Origin of the sequence: Gelria sp. Kuro-4 (assembly GCF_019668485.1) — a bacterium.
Taxonomy (GTDB): Bacteria; Bacillota; DTU030; order DUMP01; family DUMP01; genus DUMP01.
The window spans coordinates 66,291-81,513 of the sequence record NZ_AP024619.1 but is presented as its reverse complement, the minus strand read 5'-3'; the positions used below and the strand labels follow the sequence as shown (position 1 = coordinate 81,513).

Sequence of the window (15,223 nt, the reverse complement as noted above, 5' to 3'; positions counted from 1 at the left end):
GCGACCATGCGTATCGGCACCGGCTTTGACGTGCACGCCTTTAAGCCCGGCCGCCGCCTGGTTTTGGGCGGGGTGGAAATCCCGCACCCGTGCGGCCTCGAGGGCCACTCGGATGCCGACGTGCTGCTCCATGCCATCGCCGACGCGCTCCTGGGCGCGGCGGCCGAGCGGGATATCGGCTATCACTTTCCCGACACCGACCCGGCCTGGGCGGGCGTCTCTAGCTTAATCCTCCTGGCCGAAACCGGGGAAATCCTGGCCCGGCGCGGCTTCAGCATCGTCAACATCGACAGCACCGTAATCGCCCAGGAGCCCAAGCTTGCGCCTTATGTGGAAAAAATGCGCGCCAATATCGCCCAGGCCCTCAAAATTCCCTTGGAGCGCGTAGCCGTAAAGGCTACCTCCACCGAACACCTGGGCTTTACCGGCCGCAGCGAAGGCATCGCCGCCCAGGCCGCATGCCTGCTGGAGGAGTGAGAACAAGACAGGAAGTGTGGGAGGAAAGCATGTGGGCACGCGTTGCGGCTGCACACGGTGGCGTGTATAAAAGTTGGCGGCGTGGTTATACTGGGAATGTAGGACGACCTGTCCTGCATTCTTTTGTTACAAGGAGGAAAAAAAGTGCAGACAAAGGCGCACCTGCTCCTGGCAGGCTGCGTCCTGGCTACGCTGGTTATCATCCTCGGCCCGCACGTTTCCCAAGGTCATGCCCAGGAGGTGCATGCGGCGGCACAGGCCCTGGTTGGTGAGCGGGGGGATGCCGGGTGGCAACTCTCGCTGCGGCTGGGCGGAGAAACAGGCGCCATACCGGAAGTGGCGGTGGGGCACCGGGTGGTCCTCAGGATGCGCCGCGCTGCCGGCGGTTACACGCCCTGGGAGCGCGCCCGCATAGTGCTGGACCGGCTCGCCCACGCCGCCCGGCGGGGGATGGACCCGAAGAGCATCGTGCCCGACCTGGCCGGGGAGGAGGCGGTGGTACGCGCCGGAGAACTGCTCCTGGTTACGGCCGACCGCGATACGGCCCGGGCCAACTCGCTCTCGCCGCCGGAACTGGCCTTGACTTGGGCCAACAACCTGCGCACCAGCCTGGGTGCCCCGGCTCTCAGCCGGGAAGAGGCCTACCGCGCCATGAGCCGCGGCCGCACGCTCACCGCCCGGGCCTCTTGGTACGGGCCGCGCTTTCACGGCCGGCGCACCGCCAACGGAGAGATCTTTGACCAGAACATTTATACCGCCGCCCACCGGACCCTGCCCTTCGGCACGCTGGTCCTGGTGACGAACCCGGCCACCGGCCGGTCGGTGGTGGTGCGCATCAACGACCGCGGCCCCTATATACGCGGGCGCAGCATCGACCTGTCGCGCGCTGCGGCCCGGGCCATTGGGATGGAACAAGCTGGCGTAGCCGACGTAGAGCTGGCTATTCTTAGCCGGTAACCAGCGGGGAAAGGCAACCGAGTCGGTTGCTTTTCCCATTTTTCGTTATGCGTCCCTGTTACTTGCAGGGGCGGCATGGTATAATAAATGAGATTAGAACCAAGGGAGGCCGGCTTCTGATGGACAAAGTGCGTGTCAGGTTTGCCCCCAGCCCCACCGGACCGCTGCACATCGGCGGCGCGCGGACGGCGCTTTTCAATTGGCTGTTTGCTAAAAGGACCGGGGGTACCTTCGTGCTGCGCAGCGAGGACACGGATCGTGAGCGTTCTTCCCGGGAAAGTGAAGCGGCCATTATGCGCGATTTGGCGTGGCTGGGCATTACCTGGGATGAGGGCGTGGATGTGGGCGGCCCGCGCGGCCCCTACCGGCAGACCGAACGCCTCGACATCTACACGCGCTTTACAAATCGACTCCTGGAAGACGGCCTGGCTTACCAGTGCTTCTGTAGCGAAGAAGAGCTGGCCCAGCAGCGGCGCGAGATGCTGGCCCACGGCGAGACGCCCCGCTACCAGGGACGCTGCCGCAGCCTCACGGCGGAAGACAGGGAACGCCTGCTGGCTGAAGGGCGCAAACCGGTGGTGCGCTTCCGCGTACCCGGCGGCAAAAAACTGGTGGTGGACGACCTGGTACACGGCGAGGTGGAGTTTGCCAGCGAAGAGATCGGCGATTTCATCATTGTCAAATCCGATGGCATACCCACCTACAACTTCGCCGCCGTTATCGATGACCACCTCATGGGTATCTCCCATGTCATCCGCGGCGAGGAGCACCTCTCCAACACGCCGCGCCAGCTGCTCCTTTACCAGGCCCTGGGCTGGAAAGAGCCGCAGTTCGCCCACATCCCCCTCATTCTGGACGAAGATCGCACGAAAATGTCCAAACGCAAAGGGGACGTGGCGGTGGAGGAGTACCGCCGGCGGGGCTACCTCCCGGAAGCCATCGTCAACTTCCTGGCCCTCCTGGGCTGGTCGCCGGAGGGGGAAGAGGAAATCTTTTCTCTCCAGGAGCTAACGCAGCGCTTTTCCCTGGAGCGCGTTTCGAAGAGCCCGGCCGTTTTCAACACCGAAAAGCTCAAGTGGCTCAACGCCCACTATATAAAAGCAAGCCCCGACGAGCGCATCCTGGAGTTGGCCCTGCCGCACCTTAAGGCCGCCGGCTACGTGGCAGGGGAGCCGGGGCCCGAGGAGCGCGCCTGGCTGCTTAAAGTGGTGGGGGCAGTAAAAGAGTACCTGACGGAGGTCAGCGAGATCACCGACCACATCGACTTTTTCTTCAGCAAGGAAGTGAAGCCGGAGGACTCCAAGACCCGCCAGATCCTCAGGGAAGAGCAGGTACCGAGTGTTTTTGCCGCCGCCGGCGAGCACCTGGATGCCCTGCCGGAGCTTACGCCGGAGGCGGTGCGGGCGGACCTAAGGCGCCTCACCAAGGAACTGGGCCTAACCGGCCGCCGGGTTTACATGCCGTTGCGCATTGCCCTCACCGGGCGGGCCCACGGCCCCGAGCTTTATCAGGTGATAGCGATTCTCGGCCGCGAGCGCGTGAAGGAACGCCTGGCCGCCGCCCTGGCCGGCCGCTCGTAAGAAAGGAGGATAATCCGCCGTGCCGCTACAAGTCTTCAACACCCTCACGCGGCGCAAGGAAGAGTTTCAGCCCCGGGAGCCCGGGAAGGTGAGCATCTACGTCTGCGGCGTCACCCCTTACAACTTCTGCCATGTCGGCAACGCCCGCCCCTACCTGGTGTGGGACGTTTTCCGCCGTTACTTCGCCTACAAGGGCTACTCCGTGCGCTACGTCCAGAACTTCACCGACGTGGACGACAAAATCATTAACAAAGCGCGGGAGGAGGGCACCGGCGCCCTGGCGGTGGCCGATCGCTACATCAAGGCGTACTTCGCGGACATGGATGCCCTGGGCATTCAGCGCGCCGATGTCTACCCGCGCGTCACCGATCATATCCCGGACATCATCCGCGTGGTGGCGGGGCTGGTCAAGTCCGGGCATGCCTACGTGCTGGACGGCGACGTTTATTACAGCGTGGAGAGCTTTCAGGAATACGGCAAGCTTTCCGGCCGCAGTCTGGAGGAACTCAATGCCGGGGCGCGCGTCGAGGTCAACGAGAAAAAGCACCATCCCATGGATTTCGCCCTCTGGAAGGCGGCCAAAGAGGGGGAGCCGGCCTGGGACAGCCCCTGGGGCCCCGGGCGGCCCGGCTGGCACATCGAGTGCTCGGTGATGGCGCTGAAGTACCTGGGCGCCGGTTTCGACTTCCACGGCGGCGGCTCCGACCTGATCTTCCCGCACCACGAGAACGAGATCGCCCAGTCGGAGGCCTACACCGGGAGCACCTTTGCCCGCTACTGGGTGCACAACGGCTTTGTGAACATGGGTGGCGAGAAGATGGCCAAGTCCGTAGGGAACGTGGTGCGGGTGCGCGATGTCCTCGAGCGCTTCCCCGGGGCCGCCCTGCGCTACTACATGCTCTCCACCCACTACCGCAGCCCCATCGACTTCAGCCTGGAGGAGATGCCGGCGGCCCAGCGCGGCTGGGAGCGCCTGCACCACCTGGAGGAGAACCTGGCGCGGGTGCTGGGCGCCGGCGCTCCCGCGGTACCGGCTCAGCTTTCCACGGACGCCCGGGCGTTGCTCGCCAAGCTTGACAGGTACCGCCGCGACTTTGAGGCGGCCATGGACGACGACTTCAACACCGCCCAGGCCCTGGCCACGCTCTTCGACCTCGCGCGCGACCTCAATGCCTACCTGGCTGCCGGGGAGGTAAGCGGCGAACGGGCCTATGTCCTGGCGCAGGGCCGGGAGGTTTTTCTGACCCTGGGCGGCGTTTTAGGCCTCACCGGGCTCAAGGCCGGTGCCCAGGAAAACGCCGCTCTGCTGGAAGGCCTGATCGAGCTCGTGGCCGAGCTCCGGCAGGAGGCGCGGCGGCGTAAAGACTTTGCCACCGCCGACCGCGTGCGCGACCGCCTGGCCGAGCTGGGCGTTATCCTCGAGGATACGGCGCAGGGGCCGCGCTGGCGCTTCAAATGAGCGAGCTGCCTTCTTCCCTGGCCCTGGCCTACCTGGGTGACGCCGTGCTCGAACTTTACGTGCGCCACCGCCTGGTGACGGCCGGGCCGGCGCCCGTGCGGGACCTGCACCGGGCCACCGCGGCCCGCGTTTCCGCGGTGGCGCAGGCGGCCGTGTGGGACAAGCTGGCGCCCGAGCTCACCGCAGAGGAGGCGGCTGTGGCCCGACGGGCGCGCAATGCCCACCCGGCGCATGCCCCCCGCGGCGCCCGGCCCGAGCATCACCTCAGCACCGCCCTGGAGGCCGTCCTCGGTTACCTCTACCTCCTCCTCACGGGGTCAGGTATCAACTTCCCAAAGTTTTTCTCACAACTGCGAAGACGCACCAACCAGCCCAGGATAAGACGGTAATACCAAGTAATTCAAGGGGAGAAATCGCTCCATGTTTGTCAAACTCCTGAACCATACCCCCGACCCGGAACGCACGGTGGCCGCGGCCGCGCGCCTCTGCTACTCTCCCGTGGGGGCGGCTGACCTCTTCACGGGCCTCAGCGACAAGGAGGTGGCGCGTCTCCTGGCGCACCTGGTGGAGAGCGGGCACGAGTCGCCCACGGAGCACGTCACCTTCACTTTTGCCATCGAGGGCGTAAGCCGCGCGCTCACGCACCAGCTGGTACGCCACCGCATCGCTTCGTATTCCCAGCAGTCGCAGCGCTATGTGCGTGAAGAGAGTTTTGATTACATTACCCCGCCCAGCGTAGCGGCAGACCCTGCGCTGAAGGAGCGTTTTACCGCGACCATGGCCGCCGTTCAGTCGGCCTACAATGAGCTCCTCAAGTCCGTTCCGCCCGAAGACGCCCGCTACGTGCTGCCGAACGCCTGCGAGACCAAGATCGTCGCCACCTTTAACGCCCGCAGCCTGTACAACTTCTTTAAGTTGCGCTGCTGCCGGCGGGCGCAGTGGGAAATCCGGGCGCTGGCCTGCGCCATGCGCGAAGAGGTGCGCCGGGTGGCACCCCGGCTTTTCGCCCTGGCCGGCCCCAGCTGTGAGACGGAGGGCGTCTGCCATGAGGGGCGATTTTCCTGCGGGCGCGCCCCGCTCGCCAGTCATAGCGGAAAAGGGCAGGGCGTAGAATAGAAGTGCCGGCGGGACAGGTTGACCGGCCGGCGGCATGAAGTGGGTGGTGCAGCATTGCCGCAAAACGAAACCATCTGGGGGCGCAACGTGGTGCTGAGCGCCCTTAAGGCGGGGCGGCCCCTCAACAAAATTCTCCTTTCCACCGGCGGCCGCGGGCGGGAAGTGGCCGCTATCCGCGAAGCGGCGCGGGCGCAGGGCGTGCCGGTGGAAGAGGTGGACCGCCGCCGGCTGGACCAGTTGGCCGAGGGCGGTCACCACCAGGGCGTTCTGGCCCTGGCGGCGCCGCGCGCCTACCGCGAGGTGGAGGACCTCTTGGCCCGGGCGCGCGCCGCCGGAGAGGCCCCGCTCCTGGTGCTCCTCGCCCACGTGGAGGACCCGCGCAACCTGGGTGCCATAGCCCGTAGTGCCGCTGCCGCCGGGGCACACGGACTGATCATCCCCGGCCGGCGGGCGGCGCCGATTACAGCGGCCGCGGACAAAGCGGCGGCCGGGGCGCTGGACTTTCTTCCTGTCGCCCGCGTAACCAACCTGGCCCGCACCCTTGATGAACTCAAAGCTGCGGGCCTGTGGAGCGTCGGCGCCGATATGGACGGCGAACAAGTTTACTTCGACGCCGACCTGAGCGGCCCGCTGGTGCTGGTGATCGGCGGGGAAGACAAGGGGCTGGGCGTGCTCCTCAAGCGGGAGTGTGACCTCACCGTGCGCATTCCCCTCCTGGGCCCGGTTCCCTCCCTGAACGCAGCGGTGGCAGCTTCTTTGCTCCTTTATGAAGTGTTGCGCCAACGCGGCGTGCGGTCCCGCGCGCCAAGCTGAGAGGCCGTAGAGTGGCGCAGCGTGGGACTTGGCTTGTCCCATGGGAATCCGCCGTACTTGACGGGCTGAACGCTGCAAATATATAATAGAGGCGTTGAGGACAACCTGTTGCAGTACAAGTTAATACCGGACCGCGGCAACCTAGCGGATGGAGGCGAGGCTTGTGACCGTGGGTGCAACCCAGGAAGTGCTTCCTGATCTGGACGAGGCTCAGGACGAGGAGCTGGTGGCCCAGGCCCGTGATGGCAGCGAAGTTGCCTTGGAGATGCTCATCAACAAGTACAAGAACTTCGTGCGGGCTAAGGCACGCTCTTACTTCTTGGTAGGGGCCGACCGGGAGGACATTATTCAAGAAGGTATGATCGGCCTTTACAAAGCGGTGCGCGACTTCCGCAACGATAAGCTGTCGTCCTTCCGCGCCTTTGCGGAGCTGTGCGTAACGCGGCAAATCATCACCGCCATTAAAACAGCTACCCGGCAAAAGCACATTCCTTTAAACTCCTACGTATCACTGAATAAGCCGATTTACGATGAGGATTCCGACCGCACGCTCCTCGACGTCTTGTCTGGTGTCCATGTCAGCGATCCGGAAGAACTCGTCATCAACCGGGAAGAGTTCGATGACATCGAGGACAAAATGGGTGAGATCTTAAGCGACCTCGAGTGGAAGGTTCTCGTGTCGTATCTCGAAGGCCGCAGCTACCAGGAGATCGCGGTGGATCTCAACCGCCACGTTAAATCCATCGATAATGCCCTGCAGCGCGTCAAGCGCAAACTCGAAAAGTATCTGGAGAAACGTTCGGAAAGCTAAAGGTTGACTTAAAAGCGCCTTCAGGTTATCATAAAAGAGCGAGCCGACGTAGCTCAACTGGCAGAGCAGCTGATTTGTAATCAGCAGGTTGCGGGTTCGAGTCCCATCGTCGGCTCCAGGAATATCAAGCCCTCCAGGTCACTCTGGAGGGCTTTCCTTATGCTCCTTACTGCAACCGTACTGCAACGTCAAGTTTTCTATTGCAGTGCGTTCAAAGTCTGGTGCAACGTGGGTGTAAACCTCCATTGAGATGTCAACTGTGGCGTGCCCCAGGAGTTTTTGCACAACCCTTGGGTGCGTGCCCATTTCACCAAGGCGGGATGCGAAGGTGTGTCTCAGCGTGTGCGGGCTGACACCTTCAAGTCCCGCCGCTTTTGCTATCTCCGCAAACTCTTTAGAAAAGTTCCGTGGGCTGATATGAGTACCTACAATAGTTGCGAACACAAGCCCCTGGTCTCGGTAGGCGTCGCCGAAGAAGGCTTTTTCAAACTCCTGCGCCTCTTTGTGCTTCTGAAGTACGGTTAGTATTTCAGGAGCGAGGGGTATTACGCGAATGCTGCCTTTGGTCTTTGGGGTTTGCTCAACGTTCCTGGTCTTGGGTTTTGGCTGGTTCCGGATTGTTACTAAGTTTCGACGGACTTGTAGCAATCCACGTTCAAAGTCTATGTCTTCCCAGTGCAAGGCCAGGAGTTCTCCGCGCCTAAGTCCGGTAGTCAAGCCTAAGTAAATAGCGACGTACAAGCGGTTTCCCTGAGCGGCCTGTAGTAACTGGGCTGTCTCTTCTGACGTTAGAGCGCGTTTTTCTTTTTGTGTTTGGCGAGGTGGTACAGCGGCTTCTGCCACATTGCGCGGAACCAGCTGGTTTTGCATAGCTTGTCTTAGCGCAGCGTGGAGGATGGTGTGCATTATGGCTACTGTACGCGGAGAGCATCCCCCCTTGAGCTTGTCGGTATAGAGTTGTTGCAAGGCGTGGGGTTGCAACTGTTGCAGTGGCGTGTCTCCCAGCGCTGGGATAATGTGTCGTCGAACAAGCATTTCGTAGCTGTCCCAGGTAGTTTGTTTTAGGTTGGGCTTTTTGTAAGTGTCCAACCAGAGGGTGAGCCATTCCTTGACTGTGATTTTGCTGGGTTCGATGAGAGTGCCTTTGGTTTCGTCGGCTTGTGCAGCTCGAAGCTTCGCCAAAACTTCCGCCTGTGTGCGTCCGTAAAAGCTGCGGCGTTTCCCTGTGGCTTGCACAGTCATTTGGGCTACCCATGTGCCGTTGGCGCGTTTGTATACCGACCCTTCGCCGTTAGCACGTTTCTTTTTCTTAGCCATTGTTGTTTCTCCTCGGCATACGGGGCACACGCTTGACGATGCCTTGCACAACCCCATCAATGTGCAAACTGTCTGGTTCAATCTTAATGTCGGGGTAGTTTTCGTTCGCCGGGCGCAGCACATACTGCCCGTTTTTACGGGCCAAATACTTAGCGGTTGACTCATCCCCTATGCGGGCGGCAATCAAGTCCCCCACTTCAGCAGTCTCAGTTTTATGCACCAATAGCAAGTCGCCTGAATTTATCCCCGCGTCAATCAAACTATCTCCCTGTACAATCAGAGCATAGTCAATGTTGCTATCGGCTGGAACAGGCTGCCATCCCTCGATGTCAGGATCACCCACCATAACGGGGTATCCGGCTGGAATTTTGCTCAGGATCGGTACCGTCTTGGTGTGGATGGCATTGGCAGTGTATTCTTGCAACATGTGTTTTAGATAGGCGTGGCGGGTGGTTAATTTGTCTAAAGCTTGGATGTCTCCTGGAGTTGGTATGGGGCTTTCTGCAATGCGCGTTTTCACCTTGGCAATATCCTTTTCTATGTCTTCGAGGTCTTGCCGGATTCGGTTGGGGTTTTCTCCGCGCAGTTCGCCGAGTGTAACGCCAAACACAGCGGCAAGCTTTTCTTGGATGTTTTGCTCTGGATACCTCCTTCCATGTTCATAATTGTAGATGGCCGTTTCAGTCACTCCAATCTTTTGGGCCAATTCTTTTCTAGACATCCCATGCTGCATCCGTAGTTTAACGATGTTCTGCCTGATGCTCGCTTTTTCAGTACTCACAAACATTCCTCCCCTAGTAACTTCTTTTGCTGTTGACAACGACTCAACAGTGTGTTATATTACAGGTGATACCAAACAGGTGATAGGGGTGGTGATAAAATGGCTGTAAATCGTGTTGCAGAATTTCGTCATGCCAGGGGATTGACGCAAGAACAAGCGGCCCGCGCGGCGGGTTTGACACTTACTGGGTGGCGCTGGATTGAACAAGGCAAGCGTACACCTAGCGTTGCAACGGCGGCCCGCATCGCAGCGGCCCTGGATGTGACCATTGACGACCTGTTTTGTTGAGCGTTGTCGTTACGGTTTGTATTATATCTTATGTTTACCAGTTTGTCTATTATTTACACCAAACTGTTGTTAAAGTTTTTGGAAACGAAAGGAGGTGAGCACGCCGTGCAGACGTGCCATTTTGGAACGTTCCTGCGCCAAGCTAGGTTGGAAAAAGGGCTTACACAACAGCGTCTGGCGGCAAAGTTACAAATTACCCAGCAAATGCTTTCCGCTATTGAGCGGGGGTGCAGACGCTGCCATGAGGACATCGCTGCAAGGGCAGTGGATGTGTTAGGTGTTCCTTCTCTGCGTGCTCGTTATTGCTTGGAATGCCCATTCAACTGCAACGGTTTGGGGGTTGCATAATTGCAGGCCATAGAAAACACATGGCTCGATTCATACCAAACAGAGGGTGTACAATTCCTTGTTGACACGAAACGAGCCATCCTTGCCGATGATGTTGGGCTGGGTAAAACTGCACAGGCCATTCATGCTGCACTCAGGATAGGTGCCTCTCGTGTTTTAGTAGTAACCAAAAAATCCTTGGTGTATAACTGGAAGCACGAAATCAGGCGTTGGGCCGGAGAAGAAGGCGTGATTCTTACAACCAAGTCTGTGTTGGATGTACCAAACCGCTTTGTACTTACTAACTACGAAACAGTTGTGCGTCGTATAGACGCTTTACTTGAGCAACACTGGGATGCGCTTATTGTAGATGAAGCAGCATACGTCAAGAACCGCAAAGCCAAACGGTCAATAACCATCTTCAAGTTGGCACAGACCATTCCTTATGTGTGGTTGCTCACGGCCACGCCGATGCCGAACAACGTTGCTGAGCTTTGGTCACTACTACACATTTTAGACCGCAAGAAGTACACCTCGTACTGGCGCTTCGTTGACCAATACTGCTGGACCGAACCAAATTTCTTTGGAGGCAAAACCTTTCTACCGGGGATAAAGGACGAGGTTGGTTTTCAACGTGAAATTGCTCCCATCATGTTACGGCGTACCAAGGAACTGTTGAACTTACCCCCTGTTAGCTATGAGACCATCTACGTCGAACAGACGGGCGAGCAACAACGCATTTACCGCGACCTGAAGAAAAGCTTTCTTTCCATCATAGACGATACCCACTATGTCATGGCCCCTACAGCACTGGCCCAGCTTACTAGACTACGGCAGGTGGTATGTTCTCCAGCGTTGGTTGGCGGCAAGGATGACAGCGCGAAGACAGACGCCTTAATTGAATTGCTGGAGGAATTGGCAGCTCAGCACAAGATACTCGTGTTTACAACCTTTGCAGAGTATGTAAAGTTACTTCTTCCAGAACTCACCCCCTTTGGTGCTGTAAGTATCACCGGAGAACACAGCCAGGAGCAACGCCTGAAGGCAACCGAAACTTTCCAGGCCGACGATAAGTGCCGGGTGCTTGTAGGCACCATCGGAGCGATGGGAGAGGGGCTGAATCTTCAGTCAGCAGATGTTGTGGTTTTCCTCAACAAGGATTGGGTACCATCCAACAATTTGATTCAGGCTGTAGGCCGTGCCCACCGGAGAGGCCAGACCAAGCCGGTGCATGTCATCAGCTTGATTACCAAAGGCACAGTAGATGAGTATGTGGAGGAGGCGTTGGAAGCGAAGCTTGTGACTCATCAGGCGTTTGAGGCAATCATTAAACGGTTGAGGGAGGAAGACAAATGAGGAAAGAAGAGCGTTGGAGTGCTGCAGAGGAAATGTTACGACAGGCACGTTCGTTCGTGCTTATTACTGAAGACGATACTGGAGTGCATGTCAATGTAACTGGTAAAGAAGACTTTTTACCCTTTGCTACGCTGTGCTTGCTCAGGGACACTTTGGAGTTTCTAAAACCCGTAGATGAAGGTGAGCGTGGATGAAGGTTCGTGAGTTACATGCTTCAGAGATCGTTACTTACAACTTGTGCCCACGCATGTACCGTTACCAGTATGTAGACCGCCTTGTGCCGAACGTCACCGACCACAAGCCCTTTTTGGGCCGCGGCGTTCACAAGGGTTTGGAGGTGTACTACAGTAGTAGCCCTCATAATGCTGAAGCCGGGCTTGCTGCCTACGTACAGTGGATACAAGAAGAGACCGCTAAGATGTCAACCGACATGCCGCCGGACGTGGCAGAGCAATACCAGAAGGACTTCGAGTTGGGCCAAAAGATGCTGGAGCATTATTTCAGTTGGGCACAGGCAAATGACGGTTTTGAGGTCGTCTCAATGGAGCAGCCCTTTGAGGTGCCCATCTGGACACCGCGTGGACGTCGTGCACCGAAAGTCAAACATGTTGGCAGGTTTGATGGGATTGTTCGAGACATCTATGGGTCTTTGTGGTTGATGGAGTTTAAGACCTACAGTCAGGTGCCGTCTGAATCCGACCTGCGCCTTGACCAGCAGGCTGGGTACTACTTGGTTGCTGCCCGCCAGCTATTCCCGGACGACACCGTGGCTGGGATCATCTACACAATCCTCAAGAAGGTTGACCCGGCCAGGGCTAAGAGTGAGCCTATTTACCGGACATGGGTAATGCGGAACGAGCACGAGATTGAGGTGTTGCGTAGACGTTTGTACCACGTGTACAAGCGTATTTCCGAAGACAAACTCTTCATACCAACCCCCGGCCAGCACTGTGGTTGGCGGTGTGCTTACAAACAGCTTTGCATTGCTGAGGAGGATGGTAGCGATGTGAACCAGTTGGTTGAGGCGTTCTTTACTCAAAAACAAGAGGAGGAGGCTGCGTAATGACAAAGGAAGTCATTACCCCGCCGAAACCTTCCAAGATCAAGAAGGTTTCGGCCCGCAAAATGTACGTCAAGGGCTTGATTTACGGTGAGCCTGGAGCGGGGAAAACCTACTTGGCTTGCACTGCGCCGAAGCCGTTGGTGCTCTTGACGGAGCCTGCTGTATCCGATTCCACGATGTTGGCTGTGAAGCGCGACCTTGGTGTTGACCCGGACGTGTGGGAAATCCTCGAATGGAACGATCTCGAAGAGGCGTTTGAGTACCTACAAAGTGCTCAACACCCCTATGAAACTGTAGTCATTGACAGCCTAACCGACCTGTACCGCCGGGTTATGCGCCTGACCATCAACAACGCAGTGGAAAAGCGGCCCCAGCACGACCCGGATGTACCTGAGAAGGGTGACTGGTTCCGCGTTCAGGAGCGCGTGCGGTACATTGCCCGCATGTTTCGCGACCTGCCGATGCACGTGATCTTTACGGCCCTGGTGATGGATATCCGTAACGAAGTACGCCGAGTGCCGCTGGTGCAGCCTAAGAGCTTGGCGCAGGAGCTGCCTGCTTACTGCAACCTTGTCGGTTATCTCGGTGTGCAGGAGATCAATGGAGAGTACGTTCGGAAGCTCCTGGTGGAGCCGACTGACGTATATGCAGCAAAAAATCCGGGAGGTGCGTTACCACCAATAGTTGAAAATCCGAACCTCAGGGCGATCTTTGACCAGATTACTACTTTGGGAATTACGAAAGGAGAGGTCAATAATGCCAAAGCTATTGCTTGATTTCAACGACGTTGATCTTGAAGGCGGCTTTACTCCTGTTCCAGCGGGTATCTATGAAGCACGAATTGACACTTCCGAAGTTGAGGTCAAAACGTCTCAGAACGGCAATGCCTACGTAACCCTAGTGTTCGTTATTGAGAACCACCCGGAATTCACCGGACACAAGGTGTTTGAGAACTTCATGATCCGTGGCAAAGGAGCCTGGAAGATGGGGCGGCTACTCAAGACACTGGGGCTGCTACCTACCGATGCTATCAGCTTCCCCTTTGACACCGCCGAGCTACACAACAAGCGGTGCAAAATCAAGGTGAAGCAGGAAACCTATGAAGACAAACTGCGTAACCGCGTGGACGCTTTTATGCCGTTGGATTCTGCGGCAGGCGCAGCGGGGGCTGCAAAGAAGAAAATCTCCTTCTAACCCACAATAGGCAGCGTGCTTAGCGAAGGCCGCCACAGCTAGGCGCAAGGAAAGGCGGGGGCCGGCGGTGGAGCCTCCTTAGCCCCCGTCCTCGGCTGCCTCATACAGGAGGGATGAAAATGAGTGTCTTAGCAACATTAAGAACAAAGAAGTTACATGAGTGGCAGGAATTGTTTGACCATGCCCGTGCTTGGGAGTACGGGAGTGTGCATCCGCACAATGAAATCGCTGAAATAATCGGAGTGGTTGCTGGTAGCGGTAAGTATTATGCAGTGGTACGGCGGTGTAACAAAGAGTTGCTGAGGAAAGCACAAAAATGGTTGGAAGCTGTACCAGGATCAGGGTATCGAGTGATTACGCCTGACGAGCATTTGAAAGTGGCTGGTAAATGCATGACACAAGCGCGGAGGCGTATATCTAAAGGTTACGCGATTGCTTATGCCACGCCAGTCGAACGCCTAAGCTCCGATGGTCGTGTGGCCTGGACAGGTTTCATCGAAAGGACTGAGCGTTTTATGGCGATGGTCGAGGCAGAAAACCATGCCTTGGCAAAAATAGCTGACGGCAAGGCTAAACTGGCCTTATCTGCCTCAAGAGAAAAAATGTTTTGAGCAACGGACTATTGTGATGTGGCTTCTAGGGTTTGGTTCGGTAGGGTGTGGTCTGGTAAGGTTCGGTATGGTCGGGTTTGGTGCGGTATGGCTTCTAGGGTAAGGTATGGTCAGGTGCGGTCAGGTTCGGTGCGGTTTGGTGCGGTAGGGTTTGGTTCCTACAACACAAAGGAGGTAGTAAAATGCCTGAAAGCATTCAGGTTCGGATTAATGGAATTTCTCCCTTGTTAATGCACTCTCCGGCGGGGGTTAATCCGACCCACCCATTAGTGAAGGAAATTAAGAAAATAACGAGTAAGCCTGCCAAGAAGAAAACCGACGTTGATACACTCTTGTTGATGGACCTTGAGTTTAGGTTGAATATGTACTACGATGAAGAGCTTGGACCTTATATCCCAGCGGACATGTTGGAGGCCGCACTTAGAAACGGTGCTAGGCGAACTAGGAAGGGGAAAAGCGCAGAAGCAGGCGTTGTAATTGAGCCTGATAGAATCAAACTTATTTATGACGGTCCCCGAAAGATAGATGAATTAGTAACATTGCCAGAATTCCGAGATGTACGTTCCGTCGCAGTAAAGCAAAGTAGGACATTGCGTTGTCGTCCAAGATTTAATAAATGGGGTTTACAATTCACCATCAACTATTTACCGTTGCTTATTAACAGAGAGGATGTAATTGAGGCTTTGATATTGGCAGGTCAGCAGTGCGCAATCGGAGACAACCGCCCACGGTACGGACGGTTTAATGTTGAAGTTTTAGCGTAAGGTATGGCTTATAGGGTAGGGTTTGGTTTGGTTAGATAGGGTTTGGTTGGATAGGGTAGGGTTCGGTGAGGTACGGTTTGGTTCGGTTGGGTACGGTGTGGTGTGTTTAGGTAGAGCCTCTAAAACAAAACAAAACAAAACAAAGACCTTAGAGGAAAGGGGTTAACGGTTATGATGTTGTTTAGGTTGCTGGATCACCTTTTCTACGCTTGGAGTGAGTGGCTTCCGAAACCGTTGGCTTGGGTACGAGCGTTTTGCTGGCAGCATTATGTAGCACCAAGGTACTAAATTCGTTGCCCGCCCTGTCCG

At 57.1% G+C, this 15,223-nt stretch carries 18 protein-coding genes, 1 tRNA gene and 1 pseudogene; 18 read left to right on the top strand and 2 right to left on the bottom strand.

Going from position 1 to position 15,223, the window contains the following annotated elements; translation table 11 throughout:
- Positions 1-6: 6 nt before the first annotated feature.
- The 9 genes and pseudogenes from ispF to K5554_RS00505 all read left to right on the top strand — a co-directional run bounded on the left by ispF (position 7) and on the right by K5554_RS00505 (position 7,331).
- The gene (gene ispF, locus K5554_RS00545) at positions 7-477 is read left to right on the top strand and encodes a 2-C-methyl-D-erythritol 2,4-cyclodiphosphate synthase (protein WP_221039244.1); all 471 of its coding nucleotides are present in this window, start codon (positions 7-9) and stop codon (positions 475-477) included.
- A gap of 681 nt (positions 478-1,158) precedes the next feature.
- A pseudogene (locus K5554_RS14620) lies at positions 1,159-1,434 on the top strand (septal ring lytic transglycosylase RlpA family protein); the annotation flags it as partial.
- Between the two features lie 119 nt (positions 1,435-1,553).
- On the top strand, positions 1,554-3,014 hold the full coding sequence (gltX, locus tag K5554_RS00535) for a glutamate--tRNA ligase (protein WP_221039242.1): 1,461 nt from the start codon (positions 1,554-1,556) through the stop codon (positions 3,012-3,014).
- Between the two features lie 19 nt (positions 3,015-3,033).
- Complete coding sequence (cysS, locus tag K5554_RS00530; protein WP_221039240.1) at positions 3,034-4,473, top strand: cysteine--tRNA ligase; 1,440 nt, start codon at positions 3,034-3,036, stop codon at positions 4,471-4,473.
- A complete protein-coding gene (locus tag K5554_RS00525; RefSeq protein WP_221039239.1) occupies positions 4,470-4,862 on the top strand; it encodes a ribonuclease III domain-containing protein in 393 nt (130 codons plus the stop codon). Before cysS ends, K5554_RS00525 begins: the two co-directional genes overlap by 4 nt.
- A 31-nt stretch (positions 4,863-4,893) precedes the next feature.
- Entirely contained in the window at positions 4,894-5,589 is a 696-nt protein-coding gene (gene thyX / locus K5554_RS00520; RefSeq protein WP_221039238.1) for an FAD-dependent thymidylate synthase, read from the top strand.
- A 54-nt stretch (positions 5,590-5,643) separates the two neighbouring features.
- On the top strand, positions 5,644-6,402 hold the full coding sequence (rlmB, locus tag K5554_RS00515) for a 23S rRNA (guanosine(2251)-2'-O)-methyltransferase RlmB (RefSeq protein WP_221039237.1): 759 nt from the start codon (positions 5,644-5,646) through the stop codon (positions 6,400-6,402).
- 163 nt (positions 6,403-6,565) lie between these two features.
- On the top strand, positions 6,566-7,213 hold the full coding sequence (gene sigH, locus K5554_RS00510; RefSeq protein ID WP_370636922.1) for an RNA polymerase sporulation sigma factor SigH: 648 nt from the start codon (positions 6,566-6,568) through the stop codon (positions 7,211-7,213).
- A 42-nt stretch (positions 7,214-7,255) separates the two neighbouring features.
- Positions 7,256-7,331, top strand: a tRNA-Thr gene (locus tag K5554_RS00505).
- Between the two features lie 20 nt (positions 7,332-7,351).
- On the opposite strand, the gene K5554_RS00500 is transcribed toward K5554_RS00505, so the two are convergent.
- Both K5554_RS00500 and K5554_RS00495 read right to left on the bottom strand, forming a co-directional pair.
- The gene (locus K5554_RS00500; protein ID WP_221039235.1) at positions 7,352-8,530 is read right to left on the bottom strand and encodes a tyrosine-type recombinase/integrase; all 1,179 of its coding nucleotides are present in this window, start codon (positions 8,528-8,530) and stop codon (positions 7,352-7,354) included.
- Entirely contained in the window at positions 8,523-9,311 is a 789-nt protein-coding gene (locus tag K5554_RS00495; protein WP_221039233.1) for a S24 family peptidase, read from the bottom strand. Before K5554_RS00495 ends, K5554_RS00500 begins: the two co-directional genes overlap by 8 nt.
- A 99-nt stretch (positions 9,312-9,410) precedes the next feature.
- Between K5554_RS00495 and K5554_RS00490 the strand changes: the two genes are divergently transcribed.
- The 9 genes from K5554_RS00490 (at position 9,411) to K5554_RS00450 (ending at position 14,914) form a co-directional block, all read left to right on the top strand.
- A complete protein-coding gene (locus tag K5554_RS00490; protein ID WP_221039232.1) occupies positions 9,411-9,599 on the top strand; it encodes a helix-turn-helix transcriptional regulator in 189 nt (62 codons plus the stop codon).
- 30 nt (positions 9,600-9,629) lie between these two features.
- Complete coding sequence (locus K5554_RS14615; RefSeq protein ID WP_370636921.1) at positions 9,630-9,947, top strand: helix-turn-helix domain-containing protein; 318 nt, start codon at positions 9,630-9,632, stop codon at positions 9,945-9,947.
- A complete protein-coding gene (locus tag K5554_RS00480) occupies positions 9,948-11,282 on the top strand; it encodes a DEAD/DEAH box helicase (RefSeq protein ID WP_221039230.1) in 1,335 nt (444 codons plus the stop codon).
- Positions 11,279-11,476, top strand: a complete 198-nt coding sequence (locus K5554_RS00475) for a hypothetical protein (RefSeq protein WP_221039229.1) — start codon at positions 11,279-11,281, stop codon at positions 11,474-11,476. Before K5554_RS00480 ends, K5554_RS00475 begins: the two co-directional genes overlap by 4 nt.
- Positions 11,473-12,345 carry a PD-(D/E)XK nuclease family protein gene (locus K5554_RS00470; RefSeq protein ID WP_221039228.1) on the top strand — a complete coding sequence of 291 codons (873 nt, stop codon included), beginning with the start codon at positions 11,473-11,475 and terminating at the stop codon, positions 12,343-12,345. The genes K5554_RS00475 and K5554_RS00470 overlap by 4 nt, the downstream gene beginning before the upstream one ends.
- Entirely contained in the window at positions 12,345-13,121 is a 777-nt protein-coding gene (locus K5554_RS00465) for an ATP-binding protein (RefSeq protein WP_221039226.1), read from the top strand. Before K5554_RS00470 ends, K5554_RS00465 begins: the two co-directional genes overlap by 1 nt.
- A complete protein-coding gene (locus tag K5554_RS00460; protein WP_221039225.1) occupies positions 13,102-13,539 on the top strand; it encodes a DUF669 domain-containing protein in 438 nt (145 codons plus the stop codon). Before K5554_RS00465 ends, K5554_RS00460 begins: the two co-directional genes overlap by 20 nt.
- Positions 13,540-13,658: 119 nt before the next feature.
- On the top strand, positions 13,659-14,150 hold the full coding sequence (locus tag K5554_RS00455) for a hypothetical protein (RefSeq protein WP_221039224.1): 492 nt from the start codon (positions 13,659-13,661) through the stop codon (positions 14,148-14,150).
- Positions 14,151-14,332: 182 nt separating this feature from the next.
- Positions 14,333-14,914 carry a hypothetical protein gene (locus tag K5554_RS00450; RefSeq protein WP_221039223.1) on the top strand — a complete coding sequence of 194 codons (582 nt, stop codon included), beginning with the start codon at positions 14,333-14,335 and terminating at the stop codon, positions 14,912-14,914.
- Positions 14,915-15,223: the final 309 nt, after the last annotated feature.